The organism is Streptomyces sp. NPDC004435, from assembly GCF_042873895.1.
Lineage (GTDB): Bacteria > Actinomycetota > Actinomycetes > Streptomycetales > Streptomycetaceae > Streptomyces.
This window is the reverse complement of the sequence record NZ_JBIAMB010000005.1, coordinates 1-17793: the sequence shown is the minus strand read 5'-3', so window position 1 is coordinate 17793 and position 17793 is coordinate 1. Positions and strand designations below refer to the sequence as shown.

Annotated in this window: 17 protein-coding genes; 11 read left to right on the top strand and 6 right to left on the bottom strand. The window is 74.9% G+C overall.

Features of this window, described 5'->3' with window-relative positions; all coding sequences use genetic code 11:
- Window positions 1-100: 100 nt before the first annotated feature.
- Window positions 101-1243: an LLM class flavin-dependent oxidoreductase gene (locus ACFYT9_RS10170; RefSeq protein ID WP_387270719.1), complete on the bottom strand. Its 1143-nt coding sequence runs from the start codon at window positions 1241-1243 to the stop codon at window positions 101-103.
- 91 nt (window positions 1244-1334) lie between these two features.
- Here ACFYT9_RS10170 and ACFYT9_RS10165 point away from each other — a divergent pair, with 91 nt between their 5' ends.
- The 5 genes from ACFYT9_RS10165 (at window position 1335) to ACFYT9_RS10145 (ending at window position 4507) form a co-directional block, all read left to right on the top strand.
- Complete coding sequence (locus tag ACFYT9_RS10165; protein WP_389162138.1) at window positions 1335-1973, top strand: PadR family transcriptional regulator; 639 nt, start codon at window positions 1335-1337, stop codon at window positions 1971-1973.
- Window position 1974: 1 nt separating this feature from the next.
- Window positions 1975-2703: a VWA domain-containing protein gene (locus ACFYT9_RS10160; RefSeq protein WP_389162136.1), complete on the top strand. Its 729-nt coding sequence runs from the start codon at window positions 1975-1977 to the stop codon at window positions 2701-2703.
- A 31-nt stretch (window positions 2704-2734) separates the two neighbouring features.
- Entirely contained in the window at window positions 2735-3112 is a 378-nt protein-coding gene (locus ACFYT9_RS10155) for a VOC family protein (protein ID WP_376601292.1), read from the top strand.
- A 190-nt stretch (window positions 3113-3302) separates the two neighbouring features.
- On the top strand, window positions 3303-3815 hold the full coding sequence (locus ACFYT9_RS10150) for a pyridoxamine 5'-phosphate oxidase family protein (protein ID WP_387270716.1): 513 nt from the start codon (window positions 3303-3305) through the stop codon (window positions 3813-3815).
- 74 nt (window positions 3816-3889) lie between these two features.
- Complete coding sequence (locus ACFYT9_RS10145; RefSeq protein ID WP_389162134.1) at window positions 3890-4507, top strand: TetR/AcrR family transcriptional regulator; 618 nt, start codon at window positions 3890-3892, stop codon at window positions 4505-4507.
- A gap of 74 nt (window positions 4508-4581) precedes the next feature.
- On the opposite strand, the gene ACFYT9_RS10140 is transcribed toward ACFYT9_RS10145, so the two are convergent.
- Window positions 4582-5484, bottom strand: coding sequence for a tyrosine-protein phosphatase (locus ACFYT9_RS10140; protein ID WP_389162132.1), 903 nt, complete (start codon window positions 5482-5484; stop codon window positions 4582-4584).
- 213 nt (window positions 5485-5697) lie between these two features.
- Here ACFYT9_RS10140 and ACFYT9_RS10135 point away from each other — a divergent pair, with 213 nt between their 5' ends.
- Window positions 5698-6579 (top strand): SDR family oxidoreductase, encoded by an 882-nt coding sequence (locus ACFYT9_RS10135; RefSeq protein WP_389162703.1) that lies wholly within the window; start codon window positions 5698-5700, stop codon window positions 6577-6579.
- An 81-nt stretch (window positions 6580-6660) separates the two neighbouring features.
- Here ACFYT9_RS10135 and ACFYT9_RS10130 read toward each other — a convergent pair whose 3' ends face one another.
- From ACFYT9_RS10130 to ACFYT9_RS10120, 3 genes are all read right to left on the bottom strand, one after another.
- Window positions 6661-8130 (bottom strand): ankyrin repeat domain-containing protein, encoded by a 1470-nt coding sequence (locus ACFYT9_RS10130; RefSeq protein WP_389162130.1) that lies wholly within the window; start codon window positions 8128-8130, stop codon window positions 6661-6663.
- 52 nt (window positions 8131-8182) lie between these two features.
- On the bottom strand, window positions 8183-8941 hold the full coding sequence (locus ACFYT9_RS10125; RefSeq protein ID WP_387274147.1) for a class I SAM-dependent methyltransferase: 759 nt from the start codon (window positions 8939-8941) through the stop codon (window positions 8183-8185).
- A 113-nt stretch (window positions 8942-9054) separates the two neighbouring features.
- Entirely contained in the window at window positions 9055-9960 is a 906-nt protein-coding gene (locus ACFYT9_RS10120) for a hypothetical protein (RefSeq protein ID WP_389162128.1), read from the bottom strand.
- A gap of 216 nt (window positions 9961-10176) precedes the next feature.
- Between ACFYT9_RS10120 and ACFYT9_RS10115 the strand changes: the two genes are divergently transcribed.
- Window positions 10177-10962: a serine protease gene (locus tag ACFYT9_RS10115; RefSeq protein WP_360322052.1), complete on the top strand. Its 786-nt coding sequence runs from the start codon at window positions 10177-10179 to the stop codon at window positions 10960-10962.
- A gap of 75 nt (window positions 10963-11037) precedes the next feature.
- Here the strand turns inward: ACFYT9_RS10115 and ACFYT9_RS10110 are convergent, their stop codons facing one another.
- Window positions 11038-12789, bottom strand: a complete 1752-nt coding sequence (locus ACFYT9_RS10110; protein ID WP_389162126.1) for a beta-galactosidase family protein — start codon at window positions 12787-12789, stop codon at window positions 11038-11040.
- 94 nt (window positions 12790-12883) lie between these two features.
- Between ACFYT9_RS10110 and ACFYT9_RS10105 the strand changes: the two genes are divergently transcribed.
- The 4 genes from ACFYT9_RS10105 to pepN all read left to right on the top strand — a co-directional run bounded on the left by ACFYT9_RS10105 (window position 12884) and on the right by pepN (window position 17666).
- A complete protein-coding gene (locus ACFYT9_RS10105; protein WP_376603525.1) occupies window positions 12884-13771 on the top strand; it encodes an AraC family transcriptional regulator in 888 nt (295 codons plus the stop codon).
- 11 nt (window positions 13772-13782) lie between these two features.
- Window positions 13783-14109 carry a chorismate mutase gene (locus ACFYT9_RS10100; protein WP_376603523.1) on the top strand — a complete coding sequence of 109 codons (327 nt, stop codon included), beginning with the start codon at window positions 13783-13785 and terminating at the stop codon, window positions 14107-14109.
- Window positions 14109-15098, top strand: a complete 990-nt coding sequence (locus tag ACFYT9_RS10095) for an asparaginase domain-containing protein (protein ID WP_389162124.1) — start codon at window positions 14109-14111, stop codon at window positions 15096-15098. The genes ACFYT9_RS10100 and ACFYT9_RS10095 overlap by 1 nt, the downstream gene beginning before the upstream one ends.
- A gap of 81 nt (window positions 15099-15179) precedes the next feature.
- Complete coding sequence (gene pepN / locus ACFYT9_RS10090; protein WP_389162123.1) at window positions 15180-17666, top strand: aminopeptidase N; 2487 nt, start codon at window positions 15180-15182, stop codon at window positions 17664-17666.
- Window positions 17667-17793: the final 127 nt, after the last annotated feature.

Genomic DNA, 17793 nt, shown 5'->3' with positions numbered 1-17793 from the left:
CGGCCCCACCGGACGTCCCGTACGACGAGGTACGGAACCGCACGACGCCCGCCCCGCCCGTCCTCGACCGAGGACACCGGGGGCGGGCGTCGCCGCGTGTTCAGCCGGTGCCGGTGCCGGTGCCGGCGAGGGCCGGGCGGAAGCGCGGGATGACCCGCTCGCCCCACTGGCGGATCGTCTCCAGACAGACCTCCTGCGGGACCGTGCCCATCTGGATCAGGCACATCACCTCGTCGACGCCGATCCGGCGGAGCCGGTCCACGTAGGCGACCGCGGTGGCCGCGTCGCCGTAGGCGTGGTCGGTGTGGAAGGTGCCGGTGTCGACGGGGCGGGCGGGGACGTCCGCCGCGTGCAGCCGGGCCACCAGCTCGTCCCGCCGGCCGGCGAGCGCGGCGGTGTGGTCCTCGTCCTCCGCGTACCCCGTGGGCGCGGGCCCGCCGCCGTACCAGTGGGCGATCGACTCGGCGAAGAAGCGCTGGCCGCGGGTGCCGAGCCGGAGCGCGCGGGCCGCGTCGTCCAGGACGACCGTCGGGCAGAGCGCCGAGAAGTGGTCGTTGGCCACCGTGGAGACGAACCGCGAACCGTCCCGGGAGGCCAGCGCCTCGTCGTACACCTTCCGCATCGCCCGTACGTCGTCGGCGCCCGCGAAGCCCAGCACCAGGGCCCCGACGCCGAGTTCGGCCGCCTGCCGCAGCGAGTCGTGCTGCGAGCAGGCCAGGAAGAGCGGAGGGTGCGGGGTCTGGACCGGGCGGGGCAGGACCGCGCCCGGGCCGATGTCGAGGGTGCCGTGCCACTCGAACTCCTCCTCCCGCCACGCCGCCGCGAGGATCCGCAGCGCCTCCTCGGTCTGCGGCCGGGTGTCCTCCGGGCGCACCCCGAACATGCGCATCTCCTGGCGGGTCGCGCCCCGCCCGGCGCCGATGTCGACCCGCCCGCCGGAGAGGACGTCGAGCATCGCGGTCCGCTCGGCCACCCGGACCGGATGCTGGTAGCCGAACGGCATCGTCACCACGCCGTGCCCGACGCGGATCCGCTCGGTCCTGGCCGCCACCCAGGTCAGAAAGATCTCGGAAGCGCTCATGTGCGCGTACCGGGTGAGGGAGTGGTGCTCCACCGCCCAGATCCGGTCGAAGCCCATCTCCTCGGCGAGGACGGCCTGTTCGACGCAGTCGCGGAGCACCTGGTGCTCACGGGCGGGGGTGGGGTCGACGAGCTGTGCTTCGAAGATCATGGAGAACTTCACGGGCGCTCCTCCCGTTCGATGGCATGTATGCCTAGTCGAAATACTTCTAGCAGGCACAGCGGGGAGGAGGAAGGGCCGTAGACTGCCGCCCGTGGCGGACGGGGTGGACGACGGAGCGGTGCCGGGGCTTCCCGCGACGAGCTGGGCCGTGCTCGGACTGCTCTCCTTCGGGCGGGAGTTGTCCGGCTACGACTGCAAGAAGTGGGCCGACCGCTCGCTGGGACTCTTCTACTGGAGCCCCTCCTTCAGTCAGATCTACAGCGAGCTGCGCCGCCTGGAGGCGGCCGGATACGCCACCTCCCGTCTGGTCGCGCCCGAGTCCGGCAGTCGCGACAAGCGGGTCTACCGCATCACCGGCGAGGGCCTGGCCGCCGTCGGGGCCTGGGCGGGAACCGCCCCCGTCGATCCGCCCGTCCTCAAGCACGGACCGCTGCTGCGGCTCTGGCTCGGCCACCTCCTCGAACCCGACCGGGTCCGGGAGATCCTGACCGGCCACCGCGACCACGCCGAGACCCTGCGCGGCCGCGCCGCCGCCGACGCGGCCGAGGCCGGGGCGGAGGAGGCGTGGGCGTACCCGCTGCTCACCCTCACCTGGGCGGAGCGGTACTACGCCGCCGAACGCGACCTGGCCGACGCCATGCTCGCGGACATCGAGAGAGCCGAGAGAGCCGAGACGGTCGTCACGACCGAGAAGGCCGACAAGGCCGAGAGGGACGAGGGGGAGCGCTGAGATGGCACTGAGCCTGCGCAAGGTGGAGGAGACCGCGCCCGCGCTGGTCGACCTGTACAAGTCGGCGGGGGAGTCGCTGCGCCGGCACGGCGTCGACGGGCAGCGCGTCGCCGTCTATCTGGTGGTCGACTACTCCGGCTCCATGAAGCCGTACTACAGGGACGGCAGCGTCCAGGCCCTCGCCGACCGGGTCCTCGGGCTCTCCGCCCAGCTCGACGACGACGGACGGGTGCCGGTCGTCTTCTTCTCCACCGACGTCGACGCCGAGACCGAGATCAGACTCGACGACCACCAGGGCCGGGTCGAGCGGATCGTCGCCGGCCTCGGCCACATGGGCAAGACGAGCTACCACCTCGCCATGGACGCGGTCATCGACCACTACCTCGACAGCGGGGCCACCGCACCCGCCCTCGTCGTCTTCCAGACCGACGGCGGCCCCATCAACCGCCTCGCCGCCGAGCGGTACGTCTGCAAGGCGGCCCGGCTGCCGATCTTCTGGCAGTTCGTCGGCTTCGGCGACCCCGGCAGCAAGCAGTTCGACTTCCTGCGCCGGCTCGACGAGCTCGCCGTCCCCGAGCGGCGGTGCGTCGACAACTCCGGCTTCTTCCACGCCGGGAGGGAGCCCGGCAGGGTCGCGGACTCCGAGCTGTACGACCGGCTGGTCGCCGAGTTCCCGCGCTGGCTCACCGCCGCCCGCGCCCAGGGCGTCGTCCGCGCCGAAATCGGATGACCGCGCCGGGCCCCGGGTGGATCATGGGCACATGAGTTCTCTCGTACGCCACGTGACCATCGACTGCGCCGACGCCTACGCCCTCGCGGAGTTCTGGGCGAAGGTGCTCGACAGCAAGGTCTCCGACGACGACGCGCCCGGTGACCCCGAGGCCCTCGTCGAGTCGGAGGGGGCCGGCCTCCTCTTCATCCGGGTCCCGGAGCCGAAGACCGTCAAGAACCGGGTCCACCTCGACATCCAGCCGCAGGACCGTACGCGCGACGAGGAGGTCGAGCGGCTGCTCGCGCTCGGCGCGACGCTCGTCGGCGACCACCGCAACCCGGACGGGACGGGCTGGGCGACCCTGGCCGACCCGGAGGGCAACGAGTTCTGCGTCGAGCGCAGCAAGGCGGAGCGCGCCGGCGCCTAGACGGCGCCTCCCGGACGCCGCCGTGTCCCGGGCGCTGATTCCCGGACGCCGCCGGCTCCCGGACACCCGTCTTCCGGGCGCCGCCGTGTCCCGGGCGCCGTCCCCCGCACGCCCCCGCTTTCCGGGCGCCGTTCCGGCGCCCGGAGCAATCCGGACAGTAGATGTCGGGTATCCGGTGTTTCCTGACAGCATGCGAGACACCGGAACCCTCACCTGGGCCGCCTTCGAGGCCGCCGAGCCCGCGCTCGCCGCCACCGTGCGGGAGCGCTTCGGACAGTTCACCCACCACGCCCTCGCCACCCTCCGGAAGGACGGCTCGCCGCGGCTCAGCGGCATCGAGGCCGACTTCCGGGACGGCGAGCTGTGGCTCGGCATGATGCCGAACTCGCGCAAGGCCCTCGATCTCCGCCGCGACCCGAGGTTCGCGCTGCTCGCCAACCCCGGCGCCGGCACCGGGATGGGGGGCGGGGACGTCCGGATCTCCGGGCGGGCCGTCGAGATCACCGACCCGGACCACCTCGCCCGGTACGCCGCCGGGATCGGCATGCCGCTGCCCTTCCACGTGTTCCGGGTGGAGCCCGGCGAGATCGTCCGGACCTGGGTGGACGGCGAGGAGATCTGCTTCACCACCTGGCGCCCCGGGCGCGCGCTCCGGACCCTGCGGCGCGGCAACGACGACGCGCCGCCGCGCGAGGACGCCTGAGCCGTTTCCGTACGGGATCCACAGGCCGTACGGCGGCGGCCCCCGGACCGGCGGCGACCGACGACAATGGGCGGGTGTCAGCGACCAAGAAGAAGAACCCGGCGAACGCCGCCGCGCCCGAGCGGCGCCGCGAACTCCTCGACACCGCGGCCGAGGTGTTCGCCGCCCAGGGGTACAACGCCACCACCGTCCGGAAGATCGCGGACGCCGCCGGCATGCTCGCCGGCAGCCTCTACTACCACTTCGACTCCAAGGAGTCGATGCTGGACGAGATCCTCTCCACCTTCCTCACCGAGCTGTGGGAGGGGTACGACGCCGTCCTGGCGGCCGCACTCGGCCCCCGGGAGACCATCGAGGCCCTCGTCACCGAGTCCTTCCGCGAGATCGACCGGCACCGTGCCGCCGTCGCCATCTACCAGAAGGAGTCCCGCCACCTCACCGACCTCCCCCGCTTCGGGTACCTCGCGGACTCGCAGAGCAGGTTCGAGAAGGCGTGGCTCGGCACCCTGGAGCGGGGGGTGGCGGACGGCGTGTTCCGCGCCGACCTCGACGTCCGCCTCACCTACCGCTTCGTCCGCGACACCGTCTGGGTCGCGGCCTCCTGGTACCGGCCCGGCGGACACCACAGCCCCGAGGAGATCGCCCGCCAGTACCTGTCGATGGTCCTGGACGGCATCGCCGTCCGCGCCTGAACCGCGGGGTCCGGACGCGGACGGCGAGGGCGCGGGGGCGGCGCGGCCCCCGCACGGGCCGCGCCGCCCCCGCGTCAGCCGACCAGCCGCTCCCGCAGACCCGCCAGGGTGCGCGGGTCCAGGCCCAGGCCGGCCGTCACATAGCGGTACAGGCTGCCGTAGCGGCAGCGGACCTCCGAGAGCGCCGCGTCCAGGTACTCCTGGCGGACCTCCTGCAACGGCACGATCAGTTCGGGGTTCCGCATCAGCCCGGCCTGCCGCAGGCCCTCGCGGACCCGGGCGTCGTGCGCGGCGCGGATCGCGTTGGAGGCCAGGTAGTCCTCGGTGGCGAGGCGCTCCGGCACGCCGACGAGCCGCAGGAGCAGCCAGCTCGTCCAGCCGGTGCGGTCCTTGCCCGAGGTGCAGTGGTAGAGCGCCGGGCCCGCGCCGGGCGCGGCGAGCTCGCGCAGGGTCCGCCCGAAGGCGTCCCGGTTCGCGGCGTCGGTGACGAAGGTGCGGTACACGCCCGCCATGAAGGCCGCTCCCCGGCCGCCGCCCAGCGCCTCCTCCTGACGGACCGGGTCGCCCGAGCCGATCACGGCGTGCAGCTGCGCGTAGAGGCCGTTGTCGGTGATCGGCCGGGAGACGGCGGTGACCCCGGCGGGCAGCCGGTCGGCCCCGTCGGAGGCGACCTCCAGCGGGATCCGGAAGTCGACCGCCCGGGTGAGCCGCAGCGCGCCGAGGGTGGCCAGGTCGGCGTCGGTGAGCTTGCCGAGGTGGTCGGCCCGGTAGACGAGGCCGTGCCGGACCCGCTCGCCGTCGAGGGTGCGGTAGCCGCCCAGGTCACGGACGTTCACCGCGCCCTGGAGCGGGATCTGCCGGAGCGTACGGGGGGCGCGGGGGTTTCGGGGGCGGGCCGCGGAGGCGGGCGGGGCGACCGCCGCCACGACGGCGGCGGCACCGGCGGTGCTCAGCAGTGCGCGTCTCGACAGAGACATGGCTGACTCCCTTACTGAGGGGGAAAGGGGTGCGGGCGGAGGCACGCGACAGTGCGCCGGGCCATCTTCAACCAAACGCTTGTTAGGCGGCCTCCCGGGGAGGAAGGTAGCAGCCGGGGGATCCCGGCGGGAGGGTTCGTGCCCGCCCTCGTGGGAACAGCCGTGGAGTCCGAACAGGCCGGAAGGGGAGCCGAGATGGGGATGGGCATGGGGATGGGCACGGGGATCTGCGAGGGCCGCGTGGTGGTCGTCACCGGGGCGGGCCGCGGGCTCGGGCGGGCGCACGCGCTCGGCTTCGCCGCCGAGGGAGCCCGGGTCGTCGTCAACGACCTGGGCGTCGGCCTCGACGGCACGCCCGGGCCCGACAGCCCGGCCACCGCCGTCGTCGAGGAGATCAGGGCGGCGGGCGGCGAAGCCGTCGCCCACGGCGGTGACATCGCGTCCACCGAGGGCGCCTCCTCGCTCGTCACCACCGCCCTCGACGCCTTCGGCCGGCTCGACACCCTGGTCTGCAACGCCGGCTTCCTGCGCGACCGGATGCTGGTCAACCTCGACGAGAAGGACTGGGACGCCGTGATGCGCGTCCATGCCAAGGGCCACTTCCTGCCGCTCCGGTACGCCGCCGCGTACTGGCGCGCCGAGGCGAAGGCCGGGCGCACGCCCGACGCCCGGGTCGTGCAGACCACCTCGGGGGCGGGGCTCCTCGGCAGCGTCGGGCAGGGCAACTACGCGGCGGCCAAGGCGGCCGTCGTCGGCCTCACGCTGGTCGCCGCGGCCGAACTCGCCCGGTACGGCGTCCAGGTCAACGCCATCGCCCCGGCCGCCCGCACCCGCATGACCGAGCAGGTCATCGACGGCCTCCGGGCCCTCCCCGAGGACGTCTCCCCGCTGGTCGTCTGGCTCGGCTCGGCGGGCTCGGCGGGCGTCACCGGCCGCGTCTTCGAGGCCGAGGGCGGCCGGCTGACCGTGATGGAGGGGTGGCGCCCGGGCCCGAGCGAGTCCAGCGGCGGCCGCAGGACCCCGGCGGAGGCGGGCGAGACGGCCCGCAAACTCCTGGCCCTCGCGGAGCCCCCGCACCCGGTGTACGGAGCCTGAACCGCGTGTCGTCCGGTCCTGTCCTCGCGCGGTCCGGTCCCGCCCGGCCACCGGACGGGGACCCTGTCTTCTGCCGCCCCCTCAGCGACCGCGCGGCGGGATCCATTCCAGCCGGGTCCTGACCCGGGCGTCGGGCACGAACTCCAGGGCGGCCAGGGCCGTCTCGCGGGGCGCGCCGTCCGGCTCGCCGTCCGAGAGGACCGCCGCCAGCGCGTCCACCGCCCGCGGGTCCTGGCGGATCGCGAGCCCGCGGGCCGCCTCGGCCACCGTCTCGGGGTCGGGGTCGGCGAGACGCTCCGCCAGCGCCTCCCGTACGAGCGGGGTGTCGTCCGGCAGTTCGGCGAGGGCCAGCACCGCCCAGTCCCGCACCCGCGCGTCCCCGTCCCGGCTCAGCCCGAGCAGCACCCCCAGCGCCTCCATGTCCCCGGCGGGCACGAGCCCCGCCAGCGCGCCCGCCGTCGCCCGCCGCACCTCCGGGTCCGGATGGCCGGCGGCGGCCAGGAGCTCCGGCAGCGCCGCCGGGTCCGCGCACGCCCCGAGCGCCGTCACCACCGAGAGGACCGGTTCCCGCGCCGGGCCCGCCGCCTCCGCCGCGAGGCGACGCAGCACCGGCACCGCGCTCGCCGCGAACCCGGGCAGCGCCCCGAGGACCCGCGCGCCGAAAGCCCGCCGCAGCGGGTCGCGGTAGGCGCACCAGGCGGCCGCCGCCACGAAGGTCTCCTCGTCGGCCCGGCCGGCCAGTTCCGCCACCGCCGTCGTCCAGTCGTCCAGCTCCGGGTCCCCGCAGCGCAGCGCCCGCGCCGCCAGCTCCTCGTGCGGGGTGCGCCGGCCGAGGGCCGCCTCCAGGAGGGTCGCGACGGCCGCGTGCCCCGTCTGCCGTTCGTCGCCGCGCCCCGGCCGGCCGTCCTCCCGCAGCAGCTCGACGACCACGGTCACGCCGCCGTCCTCCCGGACCCTGCGGACCACCGCCTCGTAGGTCTCCCCGCTGTCGTTCCCCGCGACCAGGCCGCGCCGCAGTTCGGCCGCCATGTCCACGCCGATCCACCGCCGTGCCTCCCGCAGCGCCGGCGCCGCGCCCCCCGCGCCGTGGTCGAGCAGCGCCCGTACGCACGCCGTGGAGCCGCGCCGGGCCGCCGCGGTCAGCGGGGCGAGGCCGTCGGGGCCGGGGCGGTCGGCGCCGGCGCCGTGTTCGAGCAGCGCCCGTACGGTCTCCGCGTGGCCGAGCCGGACCGCCCAGGCCAGCGCGGTGAAGCCGAACTCCTCCTCCTGGTCGGGCGCCGCGCCCGCCGCGAGCAGCGCCCGTACCGTCCCCGCGTGCCCGCCGCAGGCCGCCCCGCACAGCGGCAGGTCGCCGCCGTCCGGGCCGCTCGCCCGGGAGGGGTCGGCGCCGGCGGCGAGCAGCAGCCGCACGATCCCCGGCTCGTCGGCGACCGCCGCGCGGTAGAGGGCGGTCTCCCCGTCGTCGGTGGCCTCGGGGTCGGCCCCCGCGCGCAGGGCCCGGACGACCGCGTCCTCGTCCCCGCTCGTGATGGCGTCGAACAGCGTGCTCATGCCCCGACCCTGACCCGCCGTCGGTCCTCGGCGCAAATCCGTTCCGGCCGGCTCAGGGCTTGCGCGCCTCGATGAGGAACCGGCTCGTCGTGGCCACGAACGGTCCTTCCCGGCCGATCCGTTCGTGCAGCTCCCGCAGCCGGTCCCGGTACGCCTCCACCGTGAAGCCCGGCACCATCCAGATCACCTTCCGCAGGAACCAGACCACCGCGCCGACGTCCAGGAACTCGGTCCGCAGCGCCTCCGCCCGCAGGTCCACCACCTCCAGGCCGGCCGCCTCGGCGTCCCGCCGGGTGTCCTCGGGGTGCCGGGCGCGGCGGACCTCCGCCGGCTGCGGCCCGAGGAAGTACTCGACCAGTTCGAAGACGCTGGCCGGGCCCACCTGCTGGGAGAGGTACGTGCCGCCGGGGCGCAGCACCCGGGCGATCTCGGTCCACCACACCGTCACCGGGTGGCGGCTGACGACCAGGTCGAAGGCGGCGTCGCCGAAGGGCAGCGGCGGCTCGTCCTCGTCGTGGACGACCACCGCGCCGAGCGGGTGGAGCAGCCGGGTCGCCTTCGCCACGTTCGGCGGCCAGGACTCGGTGGCCGCCGTCAGCGGCGGCAGCTTCCCGGCCCCGGCCAGCACCTCCCCGCCCCCGGTCTGGATGTCGAGCGCGGCCGTGGCCGCGCCCAACCGCTCGCCCAGCAGTCGCTGGTAGCCCCAGCTGGGCCGCTCCTCCGTGGCCCGTCCGTCGAGCCAGGAGAAGTCCCAGCCCTCCATCGGGGCGGCCTCGGCCTCGGCCACCAGTTCCTCGAAACTCCGATCCATGACCGTATTGTCCCGCCCTGAGCCGGAAGGGGCACGGCATTTTCCCCGGCGCAGTCGCGGAAGGGGCACGGTGGTTCCCCCTGCGCAGTCGCGGCAGGGGGGCACGGTGTCCTTCACCCGGCGCAGTCGAGGACCGTCCCGCAGAGCCGGCAGCGGGCCCGCAGCGCGCGTCCGGCCGGGACGCGGAGCCGCTGGCGGCAGACGGGGCAGGGGAAGGCGACCCCGGTCGCCGGGGCGCCGCCGTCGAAGGCGTACGGGGCGCCGGGCGCGGCCCGGCCGAGCCGCCGCTCGCGGGCGTAGCGGCGCCGGTCCGACCACCCCGCCCCGGCCAGCGGCGGCAGCCGCCGCTCCCGGGCGGCCTCGGCCCGGCCGCGCCGCCACGCCTCGTACGCGACCGCGCTGGTGAACCACGGCGAGGGGTCCTCGCCGAAGAGCTCGGCGCGCTGGGCGAGGACCCAGCCGAACTCCTCCGGGGTGAGGTAGCCGAGCTTCTGGCTCTCGGCGCCGTCCTGCCGGAAGGCGTCGAGAAGCAGCCATCCGGCGCCGAGGTAGGCGGTCGTCACGTCGGTGAGGATCTCGTTGCGCCCGGTGTCGGGGAAGCCCAGGCCGAGCCGGTGGAGCAGCACGTGGGTGAGCTCGTGGGCGAGGGCGGCGCCGATGTCCCGGGGGCGGCCCCGGAAGCGCTCGTTGAGCTCGACGGCGTACTCGGGTCCGGCGGCGGGCTCGACGGTGGCGGCGTGCTCCATCCGCCGGAACGACACCACCGCCGGTGCCTCCGGGAGGCGCAGGTGGCGCACCAGGACCCCGGCCACCCGGGTGGCGCCGAGGAGCGGGTCCTCGCCGGGGGAGAGGGCCACCTCGGCGGCGGTCACGCTGGTCGCGTACCGGCCGACGCCGGTGGGTCCGAGCCGCCGGTAGAGCGCGGTGAGCGAGACCCGTACGGCCTCCCGGTGGGGGAAGCCGTGCTCCACCCCATGGGTGTCCTCATCGACCCGGTCGGCCCCGTGGCGGTCCGTCATACGCGCTCCACCCCCGCTCCCACTGTACGGTCCGAGTTCGGGTCTGGCCGAAAAGGCTTCCTTGTGGCGGCAGTTGAGAGCTGTCCATAATCCGGACATGCCTTGACGGGCTCATGTCATGGCGGACGGGTGTGTACAGCCCTCCGCGCGGCACGGGCGACCCGCCGTCAGGGCCGCACCCCCCATGCAGGAACCCCCCACGAGAGAAGGCAGACCGTGCAGAAGAACCGACTCGTCCGCACCCTGCAGAAACTCGCCGCCGCCGGCGCCGTCGCACTCGCCGCGCTCAGCCTCCAGCCCGTCTCCAGCGCCACCGCGGCCCCCAACCCGGTCGTCGGCGGCACCCGCGCCGCCCAGGGCGAGTTCCCCTGGATGGTCCGGCTCTCCATGGGCTGCGGCGGCTCCCTCATCAGCCCGCAGGTCGTCCTCACCGCCGCCCACTGCGTCGGCGCGACCGGCAACAACACCTCCATCACCGCCACCGCCGGCGTCGTCGACCTCCAGTCGAGCAGCGCCATCAAGGTCCGCTCCACCAAGATCTACCGAGCCCCCGGCTACAACGGCAAGGGCAAGGACTGGGCGCTCATCAAGCTCGCCAGCCCCATCACCTCGCTGCCCACCCTGAAGCTCGCCGAGACCACCGCCTACAACAGCGGCACCTTCACCGTGGCCGGCTGGGGCGCGGCCCGCGAGGGCGGCGGCCAGCAGCGCTACCTGCTCAAGGCCAACGTCCCCTTCGTCTCGGACGCCTCCTGCCAGGCCTCGTACGGCAGCGACCTCGTCCCGTCCGAGGAGATCTGCGCCGGCTACCCCCAGGGCGGCGTCGACACCTGTCAGGGCGACTCCGGCGGCCCGATGTTCCGCAAGGACAACGCCGGCGCCTGGGTCCAGGTCGGCATCGTGAGCTGGGGCCAGGGCTGCGCGCGGCCCGACTACCCCGGCGTCTACACGGAGGTCTCGACCTTCGCCGCCGCGATCAAGTCCGCCGCGGCCACGCTGTAACCCCCCCCATAGGACGGGGGCCCCGGGGCGGCACAGCGCCCCGGGGCCCTCCCCGTCCCCTCCACCGGATCGCGCTCAGCCCAGCTCCACCCGCTCGGGCCCGTCACCCTCCAGCTCCAGCACCCACACCTCGTTCGCGCCCTCCCGCAGCACCGGACCCGGCACGAACAGCCCCTCCTGCGGGCCCGCGCCCGGCCAGTACCGGCCCAGACAGAAGCCGTTCACCCAGACGAAGCCCCGGCCCGCGCCCGGCAGCCGCAGCTCCGCGTCCCCCGCGCCCGCCACCTCCACCGACGCCCGGTACAGGCCCCGCCCGTCGGGCCGCCCCGCCGGCTCGCGGAACGCCACCCCGTCCACCGCCTCCGCCGTGAAGGCGTCGAGGCGCAGCCCCCGGGCCCGCACCCCGTGCACGTACTGGCGCTCGTGCAGCAGCCCGCCGGTGATCCCCTTCGGCTCGGCCAGCCGCGGCCCGTAGTTCACCCGGCCCAGCGACTCCACCCACAGCTCCACCACGGCCGGCCCCGCCACCGGCTCCGGCAGCACCGCGTCCTCCTCCGTCAGCACCCCGGCGAAGACCCCGTCCACCCACACCTGCGCCCGGTCCCGCAGCCCCGTCACCGCCAGCGGATACGGCTGCCGGGGCCCCGGCACGGAGAAGCGGTACCGCACCACTCCGCGGTCCACCCCCAGCTCCTCGAAGGTCGGCGCCACCCCCGACTCCCGCTCCGCACCACCCAGCGCCTCCACCACGGCCCCCAGCGGCGCCCAGCCCGCCGCCTCCGCTCGCACCGGAGCCGCCAGCCGGGCCGGCGGCTCCGGCACCTCGGGCAGCGGCCCCGCCGCGTACTTCTCCAGCACCTCCCGGAAGCGGTGGAACTTCTCCGTCGGCCGCCCCCACTCGTCCACCGGCGCGTCGTAGTCGTACGAGGTCACCGTCGGCAGCAGCCGCCCGTCGTGCAGGTCGCCGGAACGGTTCGCGCCCGCCCAGCCACCGAAGTTCGAGCCCCCGTGCGCCATGTAGACGTTCACCGAGGCCCCGCACTCCAGCACCTCCCGCAGCGCCTCCGCGGCCCCCGCCGCGTCCCGCCCCGCGTGCTCCGTCCCCCAGTGGTCGAACCAGCCGCACCAGAACTCCATGCACATCAGCGGCCCCGAAGGACGGTGCCGGCGCAGCGCCGCGAACCCCTCCGCCGCCCCCGAACCGAAGTTCGCCGTCGCCAGGACCCCCGGCACCGAACCGCCCGTCAGCATGTGGTCCTCGGGCCCGTCCGAGGTGAAGAGCGGCACCGTCACCCCGCACTCCCGCAGCAGCCCCGCCAGCCACTCCAGATAGCGGGCGTCACTCCCGTAGCTCCCGTACTCGTTCTCCACCTGGACCATCACCACCGGCCCGCCCCGGTGCGCCTGCCGCGCCACCACCTGCGGCAGCAGCCGCCGGAACCACGCCTCCACCGCCCGCAGGTACTCCGGGTCCCGGGTCCGCACCCGCCGCCCCAGCGGCCCCGTCAGCCAGTGCGGCAGCCCGCCGTTCTCCCACTCGGCGCAGATGTACGGCCCCGGACGCACGATCGCCCGCATCCCGGCCGCCGCCACCGCGTCCAGGAACCGGCCCAGCGCCTCCGGATCCGCGTACCGGCCCGGCTCCGGCTCGTGCAGGTTCCACGGCACGTACGTCTCGACGCAGTCCAGCCCCATCGCCCGCAGCATCCCGAGCCGGTGCTTCCAGTGCCCCTCGTGCACCCGGAAGTAGTGCAGCGCCCCCGACAGCAGCCGCACCGGCCGCCCGTCCAGCAGAAAGTCCTCGTCACCCACAGCGAACGTACTCATGCCCCCACCCTCACCCCCTGGCGGCGGGCCGGTCCATGGACAAAGATCGTCGCAGTTTGGACCTTGGAGAGCGCGCGGAAAGCAGGACGGCCGGATGTACCACACCTGGATGCGCTACTTCACCCCCGGACCGGTCCACCACCGGCTCGGCCTCGTCTGCCTCGGGGTCGGACTCCAGCACGGCCGGCTCCCCGTCGTCGGCCCCCGCACCCTCGACCACCACGTCGCCGTCGTCGTCTCCGCCGGCGGCGGCTGGTACCGCTCCGCCGACGGCCGCACCACCCCCGTCGCCGCCCCCGCCCTCCTCTGGCTCACCCCCGGCGTCCCCCACCACTACGGCGCCGACCCCGCCACCGGCTGGGACGAGTCCTTCGTCGACTTCACCGGACCCGCCGCCGCCACCTACACCGAGCTCGGCTACATCGAACCCGACCGGCCCGTCGTCCCCCTCGCCGACGCAGCCCCCGCCCGCGCCGCCATCGCCCGCATCGCCCGCGCCGCCCGACCCGGCAACCCGCTCCTGGAGGTCGAGACCGCCGCCGCCGTCCACGAACTCCTCGTCGCCCTGCGCCGCGGCCGCGCCGACACCGACACCGACGGCGACCCCGTCCTCACCGGCCTCGCCCGCGACGCCTTCCAGCCCCTCTCCGTCGCCGAGCACGCCGCCCGGCACGGCATGACCGCCGCCGAGCTGCGCACGGCCGTCCGCCGCGCCGCCGGATGCAGCCCCAAGGACTACCTGCTCACCGTCCGGCTCGGCCGCGCCAAGGAACTCCTCGCCGCCACCGAGCTGCCGGTCGCCGCCGTCGCCCGCCGCGTCGGCTACGACGACCCGGCCTACTTCTCCCGGCTCTTCACCCGAAGGGTCGGACTCGCCCCCGTCCGCTTCCGCGAGCAACAGGGCCGGGCCGTCCACGGCGGCTGGAGCGACCGCGTACCGGATCCCGAACACCCGCCGACCCTCACCGGAGACTCCGTCTAAGCTCGCTGACCATGAGCGACACCAGGAACGACGCCCACGACATCGACCCGTCCGTCCGCGCCGAGCTGACCCGGCTGCGCGAATCGATCGACAACATCGACGCCGCCGTCGTCCACATGCTCGCCGAACGCTTCAAGTGCACCCAGCAGGTCGGCGTCCTCAAAGCGGAGCACCAGCTGCCGCCCGCCGACGCGGCCCGCGAGGCCCGCCAGATCGCCCGGCTGCGCGAACTCGCCGTGAGCGCGAAACTGGACCCGGCCTTCGCGGAGAAACTGCTCAACTTCATCATCGCCGAGGTCATCCGCCACCACGAGACGATCGCGGACGGAGCACGCTGATGAGCCGGGTCACGGTCTTCACCCTCGGCGGGACCATCTCCGCGCGCGGCGGTGAGCTGGGCCGTATGACCGGCCCCGAGGTGCTCGCCGCCCTCGGCGCACCCGAGGACGTCGAGGTCCGTGACTTCCGCCGGCTCCCCTCCTCCTCCCTCACCCCCGAGGACCTCGCCGCCCTCGCCGCCGAGGTGAACGAGACCGTCGCCGCCGGCTCCGGCGTCGTCGTCGTCCAGGGCACCGACACCCTGGAGGAGACCGCCTTCCTCCTCGACCTGCTCTGCCCCACCGAGCGGGCCGCCATCGCCGTGACCGGCGCCATGCGCCGCCCCGACCTGCCCGGCGCCGACGGCCCCGCCAACCTCGCCGCCGCACTCGCCGTCGCCGCCGACCCCGCCTGCCGGGGCCTCGGCGTCGTCGTCGTCCTCGCCGACGAGATCCACGCCGCCCGGCACGCCCGCAAGACCCACACCACCTCGATCGCCACCTTCGCCTCGCCCGGCGCCGGCCCCCTCGGCACCGTCGTCGAGGGCACCCCGCGGATCCTGCTCCGCCCCGCCGTGCCCACCACCCCCTGCCGGCTCTCCTACGACCCCTCGGTCCGGATCGCCCTGCTCACCCTGAGCCTCGGCGACCGAGGCGAACTCCTCTCCGCCGTCGACGACCGCTTCCAGGGCCTCGTCGTCGCCGCCTTCGGCGCCGGCCACGCCCCCTCCTGGCTCGTCGAACCCCTCGCCGGGATCGCCCGCCGCATCCCGGTCGTCCTCGCCTCCCGCACGGGAGCCGGCACCGGCCTCAGCGACACCTACCGCGGCCCCGGCTCCGAGCACGACCTCCTCCACCACGGCCTCGTCCCGGCCGGCCCGCTCGCCCCCGCCAAGGCCCGGCTGCTGCTCGCCGCCCTCGTCTCCAGCGGCGCCGCCGGCCCCGGAGGCTACGACCGGCCCCGGATCACCGCCGCCTTCGCCCACCTCGACGGCACCGGCCTCGCCTGACCCGCCGCCCGCGAGGCCCCCGTGGATCACCTGGGGCACCACCCCTGCCACCCGACCGGACGATCGGGCAGCATAGGGCCCATGTCCGTACTGACGCGCGACGAAGCGCAGACCCGTGCCCAGCTGCTCGACGTCCACCACTACACGGTGGACCTCGACCTCACCGGCGGCGACGAGACCTTCGGGTCCACCAGCCGCATCCGCTTCACCGCCCGCGCCGCGGGAGACACCTTCGTCGAAGTCAAGCCGGACACCCTCCACTCCGTCACCCTCGACGGCAAGCCCCTCGACCCCGCCGCCCTCGACGGGAACCGCCTCGCGCTCGGCCTCACCGAGGGCGAGCACGAGCTGACCCTCACCGCCACCATGCGCTACTCGCACACCGGCGAGGGCATGCACCGCTTCCTCGACCCCACCGACGGCGAGTCCTACGTCTACACCCAGCTCTTCATGGAGGACGTCCAGCGCGTCTTCGCCGCCTTCGACCAGCCCGACCTGAAGGCCATCTTCGAGGTCTCCGTCACCGCCCCCGAGGGCTGGACCGTCCTCTCCAACGGCGTCACCGAACAGCAGCAGGACGGCCGCTGGACCGCGACCCCCACCCCACCGGTCTCCACCTACCTCGTCTGCGTCGCCGCCGGCCCCTGGCACTCCGTCCGCACCGAACACGCCGGACTGCCCTTCGGCATCCACTGCCGCCGCTCCCTCGCCCCGTACCTCGACGCCGACGCCGACGAGATCATCGCCGTCACCGAGGCCTGCTACGACCGCTACCACGAGAAGTTCGACGAGCCCTACCCCTTCGACTCCTACGACCAGGCGTTCGTCCCCGAGTTCAACGCCGGCGCCATGGAGAACCCCGGCCTCGTCACCTTCCGCGACGAATTCGTCTTCCGCTCCGCCGTCACCGCCACCGAGCGGATGACCCGCGCCATGGTCATCGCCCACGAGATGGCCCACATGTGGTTCGGCGACCTCGTCACCCTCCGCTGGTGGGACGACATCTGGCTGAACGAGTCCTTCGCCGAGTACATGGGCTACCAGACCGTCAACGAGGCGTGCTCCGACCTCTTCGCCGACACCTGGATCGACTTCGGCGTCGCCCGCAAGTCCTGGGGATACGACGCCGACCAGCGCCCCTCCACCCACCCCGTCGCCCCCGACCCCGAGGCCGTCCCCGACACCGCCTCCGCCCTCCTCAACTTCGACGGCATCTCCTACGCCAAGGGCGCCTCCGCCCTCCGCCAGCTCGTCGCCTGGCTCGGCGAGGAGGACTTCCTCGCCGGCATCAACATCCACTTCAAGCGGCACCGCTTCGGCAACGCCACCCTCGCCGACTTCATCGACAACCTCGCCGCCGCCACCGACCGCGACGTCCACGCCTGGGCCGAGCAGTGGCTCCGCACCACCGGCGTCGACACCCTCACCCCCCGCCTCACCGGCGAGGGCAACCGCTGGGACCTCGCCGTCGACCGCGCGGGCAGCCGCCCCCACCGCATCGAGGCCGGCCTCTACGACCGCCGCCCCGACGGCGAACTCGCCCTCCGCGAGCGCGTCGCCCTCGACGTGCCGCAGGCCGAGCCCGTCCGGCTCACCGGCCCCCGCCCCGCCCTCGTCGTCCTCAACGACGGCGACCTCAGCTACGCCAAGCTCCGCTTCGACGAGACCTCCGAGGAGTCCGCCCTCCACGGCCTCTCCCGCATCCCCGACCCGCTCACCCGGGCCGTCGTGTGGAACGCGATGCGCGACATGGTCCGCGACGGCGAGCTGGAGCCCGCCGCCTACCTGGAGACCGCCCTCGCCCACCTCACCGAGGAGACCGAACTCGGCATCGTCCAGGGCGTCCTGGCCTTCGCCCGCACCCAGGTCGCCGACCGGTACCTCACCGCCGAGGAGCGCCCCGCAGCCCTCGCCGGCCTCCGCGAGATCGCCCGCGCCCTGCTCCGCCGCACCGAGGACGGCGAAAACCCCGGCCTGCGCCTCACCGCCGTCCGCGCCCTGATCGACAGCGCCACCACCCCCGACCAGATCGCCTCCTGGCTCGACGAGGGCACCGTCCACGGCGGCCCCGAACTCGACCCCGAGCTGCGCTGGCGCATCCTCGCCCGGCTCGCCGTCCTCGGCGCCACCGACGAGACCGCCATCGCCGCCGAGCTGGAGCGCGACCCCAGCGCCACCGGCCAGGAAGGCGCCGCCCGCTGCCGCGCCTCCCTCCCCGACCCGGCGGCCAAGGCGACCGCCTGGGCGGCCATGTTCGACTCCGACGACCTGTCGAACTACCTGTTCACCGCCACCGCCCTCGGCTTCTGGCAGCCCGAACAGGCCGATCTGGTCGAGGAGTACGTCGAGCGGTTCTACGACGCCGCCATCGCCCTCGGCGACCGCCGCGGCCCCGCCATGGCCGAGGCCGCCGGCCGCCACGCCTTCCCGGCGTACGCGGTCGACGCCGACTCCCTCGCCCTCGGCGAACGCCGCCTCGCCGACGGCACCATGATCCCCGCCCTCCACCGCAGGCTCGCCGACCAGCTTGACGACCTCGCCCGCGCACTGCGCGTCCGCCAGGGCTGACCCTCCGGGGCGGGGGGGCCCCCCGGGGGCCCCCCCCCCCCCCCCCCCCCCGGGGGCCCCGGGGGGGGGGGGGCCCACCCCCCCCCGCCCCCGCCCCCCCCCCCCCCCCCCCCCCCCGGGCCAGCGG